The following is a 13,156-nucleotide window of genomic DNA, read 5'->3' on the forward strand; positions in this document are numbered from 1 at the left end:
GATAGCTATGAAAAAATATTGGAAAACGATATTGATTAGTTTAATCATCGTGATGACAATCGGTACTTACTATATTCAACAGGCAATGGCTAAGGGTGCATCCTTTAAAATTGAAACTACTAGCGGAAATAAGGGGGAAATCGACAATCTTATTCTTCAAGCGAGATATCAGAGCGGTAATATTTATCGTGAGTTGAATATATCGAAGGATGGTTCGACTAATCAGAACAGGTCTTTTATTGGAGAGTTGATAGGACGAAATAACCCTTTGATGTTTCAAAAATATATTGAAGAACACCGTAGTTTTATGCGTGGAAAAGAATTAAATCCTGGTCAGTATTTTGAAGACGAAGACCGTTTGATTTACACCACTTTTCAAAGTAATGGTCGAAATAAGGGTCTCGAAATTTTTTTCACTCTTCAAATCGATACACTTGATAAAAAAACAAATGACAGTTCTTCATTTGAAATCAATATGCCAGACCAAGTAAGATATGACTGGATCAATGAGCAAGATGTCTATGTAGAAAATGGAAAAATAAAGATATTAGCAATAAGTTATCTCAATGGTGAGGAAGAGCTGCATATATATACGGTTGATGAAAACAAAAAGGAATTAGAACATGACTCAATACTTGCAAAATTAGAATCAGAAGAGATCGGCCAGGCCAGCATTAGTATATTAAATAACTATAATAAATTTAGTAATGAAAATTATTTCTTATATATGGTTGAAAAATACAAATACCCAGATAATGGTGATCGTGAAACAATCTCTAGCGAAATATATCTTTATAACTATCTTAATAATGAAGTGAAGGAATTGACAATTCCAGTCGAATTAAAACCACATGTGAAGTCGATGGTTCTTCAAGGAACAGATATATTCATTCCTGTTCATTCAGCCAATGGGTTAGAGCTGAACCGTTATAATATTGAAAAGAAACAGTGGGAAGAGCCTTTAAATTTTAAGTATCCAAGCATTGCTAATGTTAAAGAAGAACCTTTTTTACAGATTACAGATGGTAAACTATATTTAGTCAATCGTATTTCTGACGGTCATTTGTTCTTAATCGGTGATTTACGGACAAGTGAATCATTATATGAAGGTAAAATCATCATCGAAAATAAAGAAAAACGAGATGCAGATTCCTCACTTTTTATCGGGCAAATATATAACCACAATGATTAAATCGAAGAACAGACAATTTAGAAAATTAGAGCAAGCAGCTTTGGCAGATATGAATTCTATGATTTATATCTGCCGATTTTGAACCTTAGATTGATGATTGTGAAATACTAATTGACAGTAGACGATAATGAAGTCCGTCACTGGGCGGAGTATATAAAAATTAGTTTAGTAGTTTAACTTTTGAAGTAACGAGTACAAGAGTTTAAGATCCAGTTGCCGAAGTCAAAGGAACTTTTCTTATTGAGCCTTGTTAATATTAGTTTAAATAGAATTTTACATAGAAGGGGATTAAAATGGAACATCGTTAGTTAAAGGTTCAGACTACTATGTAATTTCACCTCTAATCAATGAGTGGTGGGGTGGTAGGAATATGTCTGATATGCTACCAAAATTATTCTTCGACCATTTTACACAAACAAGTTTCGTTGCGGAAAAGGACGGTAAACTTGTGGGGTTTCTAATAGGATTCCTTTCTCAAACTCATTCAAATGAAGCGTATATTCATTTCGTCGGAGTTCATCCTGAATACAGAAAGCATAATATTGGAAAACATTTATACAATATGTTTTTTAATGTGGTAAAGCAAAATAATCGAAGTATTGTTCGTTGTGTAACGTCACCTGTCAATAAAGGTTCGATTGCCTATCATACCAAAATGGGGTTTGAAATTGAAGATGGAGATAGAATTGTTGAGGATCTATCCATAAATACAGACTTTGACGGACCAAATCAAGACAGAGTTTTATTTGTAAAAAAATTAAATTGAATTCTAGCTTTTTATTGAACTAACGCATGCTTTAGTTTTAATAGAATAATATTTTGTTTGGAGTTTTTATAATATTAGGAGGAGGAAAATGTTACTTTTATTTATGCATGTTCTTACCCATGCCCTTGTTGGAGCTGTTATTGTATTTCTTCTAAAAGATGCAAGAAATCTTTCGATACCTAAAAAAATAATTTTATCTGTTATTGGTGGTTTTGCAGGTATATTACCTGATACTTTAGGTGTTAGAACTTCTACTCCTTGGTCTCATTCCATACTATTTGCTCCCATTTTTGTTTTACCTGTTGCTTTGATTACCAAAAAAATATTTCGAGAAATCATATGGTGGAAAATTTGGATTATACTCACTTCAGCAACAATTGTCGGACATATTATCGTAGACTTTTTAACCCATGAAGTTTCGTTAATATACCCTTTATCCCAAAAGCAATATGCTTATGTAATATTTGAGGCTGGAGATCCTTGGGTTTGGTTCCCTTTAATGATTACGCTAATAATTGTTATTTTTAGTTCTAAACATAGCATGAAGAGTATTATAATAGTACTTTTACTAGTAGGATCATATATGGGTATTAGAAGTTACTCTAAATCCGAATTGACATCTAAGTTAGAAGAATATTATGGAGAAAAAAACGCAATTATTCTTGTGAGCCCCCCTGGAGAAAATCTGATGAATATAAAAAATCCTTTAGAGTATCTTAAATGGTCTTATGATTTGTATTCTGAACAACGAATAATACGAGGCTTTAGTCCGTTACTTGGTGATTCGCTAGAAAACCATACAAATTTATATTATCCAGAGCCAAAGCCAGTTGAGGTAAGTATTAATGGTCCCTATAGATCGGGTGAGGATCCAAGTTTTAATGTAATAAGGGAAGTTAGAAAAAGTGGCAATTATTATTTGGTATGTATAGAAGAAAATCATAATGATCCAAGGATTTTTCGTCAAGAAATAGACGGAAGATGGATTGAAGTTCAAGGTACTGAAAAGCTAAGAGTCCTGGACTACTCTTGAACGTCAATTATGTGTAAAGAATGATCAGTCAAACTAATTAGGGCAATCGCTTTTTTACTAATGGAGCTTTTCTTGAATCCCATCCTTTTCTTCTTCAACTAACAGTGCAGGATAGTGGAAGAAGGTAATTGTTTTAAACATAAAAAGAGGTGAAAATTCGTGGATCAATTGCTTCAACATTTACAAAGAGTTGGCGTACATAACCTAAAAAATGATCGTGTAATTATGTTAGAAATTTTAGAGAATAAACTTCATCTTGCTTCTGAAATAGATGTGCTTATAAATGAACTTTTAGATAAATTACATAGTAGTTGTCTGAAAAAAATTATGTTGGAGTGCCCTAAAATGCTTTTAGATAGCTTAAATCGTACAAGGTCTAAAATGGAAATCATTGGTGAAAGGGTTGTATACAAGAGATCTTTAATGACATCATTAAATGTTTCGATACCAGATTATGAAGTATGGTCAATTTCTGATAATAACTCTGTCTCTTTTCTATCTGAAGTGATGGGTATAAGTTTTATTGATGCAGAGAAGTTTTTAACGGGAATGAGCATTGAACTCCCATCACAAGTTAAGGAAATGTTTACAGTATATAAAGTTAATAAAGAGCCTGTTGGTGTAGTTTTTCCACATATAGAACCAAATACAGATAAGGAAGGACGCATTTTTTGGATAGGCATGCATCCTAATTTTCTGGGGTCAGGTTTTGGAAGGAACTTACATGCAATTGGATTATACAGATTGAAAAACGAATTTAAAGCTATCTCTTATTTAGGAATGACTCAAGTCGACAATATTCCAATGAGAAATATTATGGTTTTAAACGGATGCATTCAAAATGAAAATACAGTAATTTCTTTACAATACTCTGTTTAGGAATGAGTTTAATCGTTAAGTAATTCCATCATTATCAACGTCAAGGATTTAATCAATTCAAACAGCCACCTAAAGGTTGTGAAGTTATAATGCGAATGAGCATATACTTTAATAACGAAGATCGTTTTTTCTTTTTCAACTTATTGGCAGGTTAGTTTAGCAAAGAAGGTGCACTGCAGTGTCTCTGGTGCTCCATTTTTATTAGATTAAAAGATGGAGGCGAAAATTGAATGTCCAATGATCATGAAGTTTTAGTAGATAAAGAAAAACGAAATGATTTAAAAGTGAAAGAAGAACGGAAAGAAGGAGAACCAACTCCTGCCTTCAAAGGGGCTTCGTGGGCAGCGCTATTAGTAGGTGTTGCGTCGTATCTTATAGGCTTGTTTAACGCAACTATGGAATTGAATGAAAAAGGATTTTACTTTGCAGTTTTAGTGTTCGGACTGTATTCGGCGATATCTTTACAAAAAGCAGTTAGAGATAAAGATGAGGGCGTACCAGTTACTACTATTTATTATGGTCTTAGTTGGTTCGCACTTATTGTATCTATTTCATTAATGGCCATCGGTTTATACAATGCAGGAAGTGTAGTTTTAAGCGAAAAAGGCTTTTTTGGTATGGCATTTGTTCTTAGTTTATTTGCAGCTATAACGGTTCAAAAGAATATAAGAGATACACAGCGGGCAAGAGAAAAAGGTTGAGTTATGTACCACGATGGAGCAGAATCCACTATGCTACAAGGGGTTTCCGTGGCTCGCTAAGGGTCTAAATTTTTGCATAGACAGCTAAATTAAAATTTGAGATCGGATCAACCGCGGAAAGGCTTTCATTTCATTCTTTAACTATCGAAGGGTATTAAATAAAGGTGTTGAGTTGCCTAGGCAGCTCTTTTTTTCTTTCTTGAACTAATAATTTCGTTATGGATATCTGACATAAACTTAGTTATCATTTTGGTCATTTCCTTTCTCATACGTAAATATATCGTTTATATCAACACTAACTAATTCAGCAATTCGAGAGTCGGTCCATAATTTCCTTTTTCTATTACGAAGATGGTTTGCTTGGAAACCCCGACTTTCTCTGCTAATTCTTGCTGAGACATTCTGGCAAGTACACGATTTTCATAAACCTTATTTGATATCGAATTACCAAAATCTTTCTTCATGACGATCATCTCTAGCATCAAATTATAAACAAACTCACTTTTTACAAAAAAAGTAAAGTAAACTTATACAAAAGTATCAAACAACTTTTTTTACTTAGATTACTTTGATTTAACAAGTGCCAGAATGCAGAAGGAACCTGACAAATTTCATGATTCCGCAAGGTTCATATATAGATCTGGTGCAATCGGGTGATAATATTCAGTAGCTTTAAAATAAAGTTTTGATTGTCTCTATTAACCTTAATCACATGCAATGATAAAGATGTGAAATAATTTGTTATTTAATATCTTGTTAAAAATTGGTGTTGATGCTATCATGTGAATATAATATATGAATATTCATATAAATAATTCATAAAAGGAGGGGTCATCTATGGCAAGGGGCAAAAAAGTTTTTTCAGAAGAAGATAAAACTCTGATTAAAAGTAAATTGAAAGATGAGTGTATGGCATTTTGGATTTCTCCGGGTTATAAAGAAACAAGCATTGGCGCATTGTGTAAGAAAGCAGAAATATCTACAGGTACTTTTTATAATTTATATTCAAGTAAGGAAGAACTTTTTTTTGAAGTTCTGTATGACATTCAAGATACTATTTATGAAAATTTCATTGAGCGAATTGAACAATGCCCTGAAAAGTCCGGCTTTGAAACAGCAATAATCCAGCTTTACTATGAATACGAAAGCAAACCATTTCTTTATGACGTGAAAACGACTGATTTCACATCATTTTATAGTAAACTTTCGGAGGAAATGAAAGAAAAACTAATATTTGATAGTAGTGAACTTTTTCGTACAGCAATCAAACGAGCAAATCTCAAATTGAAAGTTTCTGAAAATTTAGCCTTTTCTACCTTCACCGTCCTTCTTTCAAGCATTGCAAGTAAAGAAGGAATTTCACAAAACTGTGATCACTTAGCCGCATTTCAATTTATGACGAAGCAGTTGGTAGCAAGCATCTTTGAGTAGAGGCTCGATTTCAACTATAAAATAGGAGGAGATATCAATGAGTTTATTTTGGCGTATTATAGATTTTCTAAAAGAAACAGCACCGTTCTTTATCGCGATGAATATCATTTTAGCAATTTTCCTACTAATCTTCGGGTTCGTTTTACTATCCAAAAAGAATAGAGAACAGAAGTCGAAAATGATTGGCGGAATGGTTTGTTTATCATTTTCAATGTTGGCTTTTTTAGGTGCTCTGTCCAATGCATTTTTTTCTTATTTCATATTTTAAAATTTGGAGGATAAAAAGATGTTAGACAAACTACAAAAGATCATGGATGTGGCATGTAAATGGGGAAATGAAAATTTTGGAACCTCTATTCAGTTCCCTAAACCAACAAAAAAATCCATGGTATCCAGTGCTTTTTCAAGTGGAATTATTAGTAGTGTAATTACGATTTATGGACTTTTTTTAAAAAATATATGGATTTTGTTATTTGGTGGACTTGGAATATTAAGCAGTGTTTTCATATATCGAAAAGGTGTAAAAAACGATTAGATAAGTAACATTAACTTTTTACCTAGCTAAAAGGGAAGAACTGATTAAATCCGAAAAGTAATATTTTTCAGTTGTGCATCTTTATTGTAAAACCGCAACCTCGTAAAAGCCCGATTAATGAAGGCTAATAATTATTTTATCCCTGTCGAATAGAAGACTTTTGCAGCCATCTGGCATCGATATTTAATCGAGGCTAGGTGGCTGTTTCATTTTGGGAATGGATACAAATTATATAAAACGTAGTTTATTTATAAGGTTTGTATGTTTAAAATCGTATTTATTGTTCGAATATATTGAATGATTAACTGATATAAGGAGGGGTTAAGGAATGGCTATTGAAACACTTACCAATGAGTTGACGGGTTTATTTGACGAGATCGTAGAAAATCGTCGCTTTTTACATCGAAACCCAGAGCTTTCTTTTCAAGAAGAAAAAACATCTCGCTTTATAGCAGATACATTAAAAAGCTATGGAATTTCTGTACAAGAAAATGTTGGTGATAAAGGTGTAGTCGGATTTATTCAAGGTAAAGAACCGGGAAAAACGATAGCATTTCGAGCAGATTTTGATGCATTACCAATCGAAGATCAAAAAGAAGTTACATATAAATCCACAGTGCCTGGCGTTATGCATGCCTGTGGACATGATGGACATACAGCCACCTTACTCGCTATGGCAAAAGTTCTTCAAAAACATAAGGACAGTTTTCATGGAACCGCTAAATTTATTTTCCAGCCAGCCGAAGAAAAGCCACCAGGTGGGGCGAAATTTATGATTGAAGACGGGGTTTTAGATGATGTGGATTATGTGTTCGGTGCACATTTAGCGACAGATCTTCCCATTGGCAAGCTGTCAACCGCTTCAAATGCAATAATGGCCTCAGTTGATGCTTTTACAATTAAAATCTTTGGTAAGGGCGGTCATGGAGCTCGACCACATGAAACGAAAGACTCCATTATTGCGGCAACTCAACTAGTTCAACATCTACAACAAATTGTTAGTCGTCGTATTAATCCAACTGAAGCGGCCTTTGTCACAGTTGGAAGTATTCATGCTGGGAATGCATGTAATTGCAGACTCTATTTTGTTCGATTGTACCTGGCGTAACCCTTATTATGAATGGGGCCAATCATAGAATGGATGGTTCTATGTATCCTTTTAATATTTTTGGAAATGGGTGGGAAAAATATACTTCAACATTGGAGATGCTTCCATACAAAGGTGATACAATTATTGGGAATGATGTGTGGATAGGAAAAGATGTAACCATTATGCCTAGCGTAACTATTGGGGACAGAGCAATTATTGCAGCTAATTCTGTAGTAGCAAAGGATGTTGAACCCTTCACAATTGTTGATGGGAACCCTGCTAAAGAAATAAAAAAACGATTTTCTGAAGAGAAAATAGAGGAATTACTAAAAAATACAATGGTGGAATTTTGAGCAAGAACTGATGTCTGATAATATCGAAGTTATTCTATCCTATGATATTGAAGTACTAAAAAAATTAAAGTAGTAGTGTAATTCTTGTTTGTAAAAAAATATTTTCTCCTTTTTTATTTAATCATGCCATTACTTGTCATGTTTTATGGTTAGTATAGGTTTGTTCCTTAATCAATAAGGGAAGTTTATAAGATAAAAGGAGAGGTTAAAGTATGTCACGTGAAGTAGTTTTATACATTGCTGCAAGCCTAGATGGTTTTATTGCTAAGGAAGATAATGACTTACAATGGTTAACTGACACAGAAGGGGAGGGGGATGCAGGATATGCAGAAATGTATCAATCTATTGATACAACGATAATGGGGAAAAAGACTTATGATTATATATTGAAAAACTCAGAATCATTTCCGTATCCTGAAAAAAAATGCTACGTCTTCAGCAATTCTGAAAAAGGGTCAGATGAATATGTGGAATTTGTCCATGAAGATGTAGTAGAGTTTACGAGAAAGCTAAAAGAACAAGAGGGTTCTAAAATATGGATGGTTGGTGGAGCGGGTATACTCGATGCTTTTATCAAACAAAATTTAATTGACGAGTATATTATTACGGTCACACCTCATATTTTAGGCTCGGGTATCCCTTTGTTTAAAGAAAAAAGTCCACAAATAGATTTAATTTTAATTGATACAAGACGGTATGGGCAGTTTGTACAACTGCATTATAAGGTGAATCAAACTAAGAAATAGCCTAGCATATGTTGTGCACTCTAGAGTACGATTCAATAAAAATTAGATTAAATTTGGACAACTTCACCAATTAGTGAAGTTGTCCTTTTTCATCAGCCGTCGAACCACACGCCATTCTTTTTTAATATGACACGAGTTGACATATTAATATGGTATGAATGTTAAGAGCGGCAATGAACTAAAATTTCTTAAGTGTTTTAGTTGTATGGTTAAAGACTACTCTGAGATTTCTCAAAGCAGTCCTTGATAAAGAAAAGAGATCAATTTACTTGTTTTTTTCTAATAAACAGAGACACTACTACGGCAATGATAGAAATGATAAAGCCTAACATGAACGTGTCGCTATAACCTGCAACAGATGCTGTTAATTGTTGAGTTACATCATTTGAATCAGTAGACTGTGCCAAATGACTACGGGACCGCGCTGACATAGTAGCGATAAACAAGGATGTGCCAATCGCTCCGGCAACTTGCTGCAATGTACTAAAAATGGCAGATCCATGTGGATAGTATTCCGACGTAATTTGATTCAGACCATATGTTTGGACGGGAACAAGAACGAGCGCCACTCCTATCATTAACAAGCAATGAGTTATAGTGATTTGCAAGGTCGTCGATTCAAGTGTAAATCTGGTAAAGAGATACAACGCAATACTGACGATCAATAGACCTGGAATAATAATGATTCTAGCGCCAAATCTATCAAATAGTTTTCCTGTAATAGGCGACATTAATCCGTTGACGACACTTCCGGGTAGCATAGTGAGACCTGACTGAAAAGCTGTTACTAGCAACACGCTTTGCATAAACATTGGTAGTAGGGTGGTTGTTGCAAACATCGACATCATTACAATAATTAATAGAATAATCGAGAGAGAGAACATCGGAAACTTGAATGTACGTAATTCCAAAATGGGGTTTGAAATACGCAGTTGGCGAACTACGAATAAGATTAATGCCAGGCTACCAATAACAATTGGCCAATAAACTTGCGGGTCAGACCAACCACCGTTGCCTGTAGCACTAAAACCATACACTACACCTCCAAAACCTAATGTCGATAAAATAATGGAAAGAATATCAACTTTGGATTTTGTGAGCTCTGTTACATTGACAAGATAAAAATACCCTATAATAAAGGAAAGAAGTGTAATAGGAATAACGATATAAAATAGCCAGCGCCAATCCAATGCTTCTATTACAATTCCTGAAAGTGTAGGTCCAATAGCAGGGGCAAATGTAAATATTAAAAAGAGTATGCCCATAATGGAACCTCGTTTTTCAGCAGGGTAAATCATTAACAACGTATTCATCAGTAGTGGAATGATTAATCCCGTACCAATGGCTTGAACCACTCGACCAACTAGTAGCAGCATAAAAGTAGGTGCTAATGCAGCGACAATCGTGCCAATTAAAAAGGTAATCATAGAAATGAAAAATAGTTGTCTTGTAGTAAACCATTGTTGAATTAAAGCTGTTACAGGAATAAGTGCGCCAACGACGAGCAGGTAAGCCGCAGTTAGCCATTGTATTGTAGTTGCCCCGACCTGGAATTCATTCATTAGCACAGGCAAGGCATTGCCTAGCAATGTTTCGTTTAATGTTGCTACGAATGCCCCCGTCATAAGGGCGACCATGATTGGTGTTCGTTTTACATTTTGTAAATGTAAGTTCATGTTGTGTTCCTTCCTTTCGTACAAATGTTGTTGATGCGTTTCAATTATAGAAATATTTTTCACAGTAAAATATATTCAATATTTTTACTTTGGGTAGTTAGGAGACAAAATCGAATAAATGTTGGAGAAATTGATTAAAAAAGAAGGTGAATGCGGATGGATTTGAGGAAACGTCGCTCCATGCAATTGTTATGGAAAGCCCTGTTTGATCTCATGACGGAAAAAAAGATATTGTTTTCTAAATTGACAGTCGATCAAATTTGCGAAAAGGCAATGGTTCATCGTTCCACGTTTTATAAGCATTTCGATGATAAATTTAAATTGCTAGAGTACGGACTAAATGAAATTATGGAGGGATATTGGGAAATTCCATTGGACAAAAGAATTTTACAACCATTTTATTGGTCCGATGAATTTTTTGAAGACTCAGAGACGCATAAGTTAGTTTCTGCACAACAAGGTGATGAACTTTTCTTTGATTGTATGACGACTTACTCTATGCGGTTATTAAAAAAAGACTCATTAAAATTTATCCAACATTCTAAAACCATAGATATTCCGCATGATTTGTTAGCTGAATTTCATGTGGCTACAATGGTTGCTTTAAGTGAATGGTGGCGTAAAAATCCGAATCTAGTAAGCTTAGAGCAGCTAGATGAATATTTTCATACATTAGTGAATGGCAATATTTTTGATGTTGAAGAAAAAAAGAATGAAATACTTTAAATCTACTAAAGTGGAATCTATTATTGATTAATAACTTCAAAATGGATTCTTCTTTTTTATATAAACAAAAGTTGCTGTTGTTTACAAATGAATAAACTTATTGTATGTTGTTTATTAAATAATAAACAAAGAGGGGTTTTGTTTGTGAATGTAAGTGATTTGACAATAGAGGAATTATCGAAGGGGTATGTAAAAGCAGGCGATGCATATGAATGTATATTTTGTAAAGAATCATTTGATGCCGAAGAAGTATTCAAAATAAATGATCGTTTTTTTACGGCTAAAAAAGCTATACAACGCCATATCGAAAATGAACATATCTCTGTGTTTGAAGCGTTACTTCAATTAGATAAGAAGGATACAGGGCTATCAGATATCCAAACCGAATTGCTAAAGCTATTTGCAACAGGGGCGCCAGATAAGGAAATTGTTAATAGCACTTCTGCAAATAGCATTTCAACAATTCGACAACATCGATTTAAATTGAAAGAAAAAGAAAAACAAGCAAAAGTTTTTCTGGCAATTATGCAAGCTTTAGAAACAACAAAAGTATATGAACCAATTCATAAGGGGGCAACACAGGTGGATGAGCGTTATGCGATTACAGTAGAAGAGAAAGAAAAAGTACTAGCAACGTATTTTAAAAATGGCTTAGATGGTCCTATTGAAAGCTTTCCGAGTAAGGAAAAACGAAAAATAATTTTACTGCAACATATTGTCACGAAGTTTGCGGTAGGGCGTAAATATAGCGAAAAAGAAGTAAATGCTATTTTAAAGCCTATATATATCGATTATGTTTCAATTAGAAGATACTTAATTGAATATGGTTTTCTAGATCGAAGTGACGATTGTATAACTTATTGGGTGAAAGAAGTTTAAAACAGACCTTTTCGAAAGATTCAAATAGTAAATGTCTATTAAATTTATTTTTTTGAAATAACGGTCTTATAACCGAAAGTTAATAGCGAGCCTCGCGAGTGAAGCGGTTCATCGAACGCCCCCAGGAAGCTTTGCTCTGTGCGAAAGCGAAGCGACAGCAACAAAGCTCCCGGTCGGAACGGAAATCTACCACACGTTATGGTGATGCGCCAAATCACTTTAGTTGTTATTAATTTTCTGATTAACTATACTAGGTTGTAGTAAAATAGAAAGGATGATTGGATGAGTAGGAACTTTATTATATTTGGGGCAAGCCAAGGTCTAGGTGATGCATTTGTAAAGGGCTTGCCGACCAAAGGGGATACAGTGTGGCTAGTATCTCGCACACGACCAAGCAGTTTAGATATAGATGATGGCGTAAATCGTAAATGGCTGACAATTGATTTAACTAGTCAGCAACATATTCCTACTTTAAAAGAAGCTTTAAAAGACATTGCGATTGATGTATTAATTTACAATGTCGGTGTTTGGGAAAAGCGTGGTTTTGAAGATGACTATACGTTTGATAACGATGAAGTTGGGGATATTGCAAACTTAATTAATATTAATTTAACTTCAACAATTACATATATTCAGGCGCTTTTACCTAATTTGAGACAGGCGAAGAACGGAAAAATTATATTGATTGGTTCGACAGCAGGTTTAGATCATACGAATAATGTACAAGTTTCGTTTGTCACATCTAAATTTGGCTTACGTGGTATTACAAATGCTTTACGTGAGCATGTTAGGAAAGATAAAATCTCTGTAACATGTATTAATCCAGGAGAGTTAGCTGCTGAAGTACCATATGAAGAAGGGGCTGAAAAGGCAATTATGTTGTATGAAGGTACACGCATTCCTGTACAAGATATTGTTGCCATTGTCCAATGTGTGATTAATTTATCGCCTGTTTCATGCGTAAAGGAAATTAATATTCCAGCTATTACAGATATGAATGCATAATTCAGTATAAAAAAATACAGCTCGCATTTGGATTATTCTTTTTCAAAATGCGAGCTTTTTAATATAGGCCAGCACCGTCAAATTGGTTACAATGATTTTTGGCTCCAATTTATATATCATTATTAATAAAAATCCACAAAATAC

14 protein-coding genes and 2 pseudogenes are annotated in these 13,156 nt (G+C 34.1%); 14 read left to right on the forward strand and 2 right to left on the reverse strand.

Annotated elements, in window-relative coordinates; genetic code table 11:
* Positions 1-7: 7 nt before the first annotated feature.
* From FJQ98_RS11145 to yiaA, 5 genes are all read left to right on the forward strand, one after another.
* Positions 8-1,192 (forward strand): hypothetical protein, encoded by a 1,185-nt coding sequence (locus FJQ98_RS11145; RefSeq protein WP_201406698.1) that lies wholly within the window; start codon positions 8-10, stop codon positions 1,190-1,192.
* Positions 1,193-1,562: 370 nt separating this feature from the next.
* On the forward strand, positions 1,563-1,958 hold the full coding sequence (locus tag FJQ98_RS11150) for a GNAT family N-acetyltransferase (protein WP_241774639.1): 396 nt from the start codon (positions 1,563-1,565) through the stop codon (positions 1,956-1,958).
* Positions 1,959-2,046: 88 nt separating this feature from the next.
* The gene (locus FJQ98_RS11155; RefSeq protein ID WP_053596881.1) at positions 2,047-2,991 is read left to right on the forward strand and encodes a metal-dependent hydrolase; all 945 of its coding nucleotides are present in this window, start codon (positions 2,047-2,049) and stop codon (positions 2,989-2,991) included.
* A gap of 159 nt (positions 2,992-3,150) precedes the next feature.
* Complete coding sequence (locus FJQ98_RS11160) at positions 3,151-3,870, forward strand: GNAT family N-acetyltransferase (protein WP_053596882.1); 720 nt, start codon at positions 3,151-3,153, stop codon at positions 3,868-3,870.
* A 230-nt stretch (positions 3,871-4,100) separates the two neighbouring features.
* Positions 4,101-4,571: an inner membrane protein YiaA gene (gene yiaA / locus FJQ98_RS11165; protein WP_053596883.1), complete on the forward strand. Its 471-nt coding sequence runs from the start codon at positions 4,101-4,103 to the stop codon at positions 4,569-4,571.
* A gap of 237 nt (positions 4,572-4,808) precedes the next feature.
* Here the strand turns inward: yiaA and FJQ98_RS11170 are convergent.
* A pseudogene (locus FJQ98_RS11170) lies at positions 4,809-5,035 on the reverse strand (helix-turn-helix transcriptional regulator).
* Positions 5,036-5,408: 373 nt separating this feature from the next.
* Between FJQ98_RS11170 and FJQ98_RS11175 the strand changes: the two are divergent.
* The 6 genes and pseudogenes from FJQ98_RS11175 to FJQ98_RS11200 all read left to right on the forward strand — a co-directional run bounded on the left by FJQ98_RS11175 (position 5,409) and on the right by FJQ98_RS11200 (position 8,726).
* Positions 5,409-6,002 carry a TetR/AcrR family transcriptional regulator gene (locus tag FJQ98_RS11175; RefSeq protein WP_053596884.1) on the forward strand — a complete coding sequence of 198 codons (594 nt, stop codon included), beginning with the start codon at positions 5,409-5,411 and terminating at the stop codon, positions 6,000-6,002.
* A gap of 37 nt (positions 6,003-6,039) precedes the next feature.
* Positions 6,040-6,270, forward strand: coding sequence for a hypothetical protein (locus tag FJQ98_RS11180; RefSeq protein WP_053596885.1), 231 nt, complete (start codon positions 6,040-6,042; stop codon positions 6,268-6,270).
* 18 nt (positions 6,271-6,288) lie between these two features.
* Positions 6,289-6,537: a hypothetical protein gene (locus FJQ98_RS11185; RefSeq protein WP_053596886.1), complete on the forward strand. Its 249-nt coding sequence runs from the start codon at positions 6,289-6,291 to the stop codon at positions 6,535-6,537.
* Between the two features lie 328 nt (positions 6,538-6,865).
* Complete coding sequence (locus FJQ98_RS11190; protein WP_053596887.1) at positions 6,866-7,645, forward strand: M20 metallopeptidase family protein; 780 nt, start codon at positions 6,866-6,868, stop codon at positions 7,643-7,645.
* A pseudogene (locus tag FJQ98_RS11195) lies at positions 7,621-8,053 on the forward strand (CatB-related O-acetyltransferase); the annotation flags it as partial. The gene FJQ98_RS11190 and the pseudogene FJQ98_RS11195, both read left to right, overlap by 25 nt.
* Before the next feature lie 139 nt (positions 8,054-8,192).
* A complete protein-coding gene (locus tag FJQ98_RS11200; protein WP_053596889.1) occupies positions 8,193-8,726 on the forward strand; it encodes a dihydrofolate reductase family protein in 534 nt (177 codons plus the stop codon).
* A 260-nt stretch (positions 8,727-8,986) separates the two neighbouring features.
* Here the strand turns inward: FJQ98_RS11200 and FJQ98_RS11205 are convergent, their stop codons facing one another.
* Positions 8,987-10,402: an MDR family MFS transporter gene (locus tag FJQ98_RS11205; RefSeq protein ID WP_053596890.1), complete on the reverse strand. Its 1,416-nt coding sequence runs from the start codon at positions 10,400-10,402 to the stop codon at positions 8,987-8,989.
* A gap of 156 nt (positions 10,403-10,558) precedes the next feature.
* On the opposite strand from FJQ98_RS11205, the gene FJQ98_RS11210 reads away from it, so the two are divergent.
* The 3 genes from FJQ98_RS11210 (at position 10,559) to FJQ98_RS11220 (ending at position 13,012) form a co-directional block, all read left to right on the forward strand.
* A complete protein-coding gene (locus FJQ98_RS11210) occupies positions 10,559-11,128 on the forward strand; it encodes a TetR/AcrR family transcriptional regulator (protein WP_053596891.1) in 570 nt (189 codons plus the stop codon).
* A 144-nt stretch (positions 11,129-11,272) separates the two neighbouring features.
* On the forward strand, positions 11,273-12,007 hold the full coding sequence (locus FJQ98_RS11215; RefSeq protein WP_053596892.1) for a DUF2087 domain-containing protein: 735 nt from the start codon (positions 11,273-11,275) through the stop codon (positions 12,005-12,007).
* A 282-nt stretch (positions 12,008-12,289) separates the two neighbouring features.
* Positions 12,290-13,012, forward strand: coding sequence for an SDR family NAD(P)-dependent oxidoreductase (locus FJQ98_RS11220; RefSeq protein WP_053596893.1), 723 nt, complete (start codon positions 12,290-12,292; stop codon positions 13,010-13,012).
* Positions 13,013-13,156: the final 144 nt, after the last annotated feature.

Source organism: Lysinibacillus agricola, assembly GCF_016638705.1.
Lineage (GTDB): Bacteria > Bacillota > Bacilli > Bacillales_A > Planococcaceae > Lysinibacillus > Lysinibacillus agricola.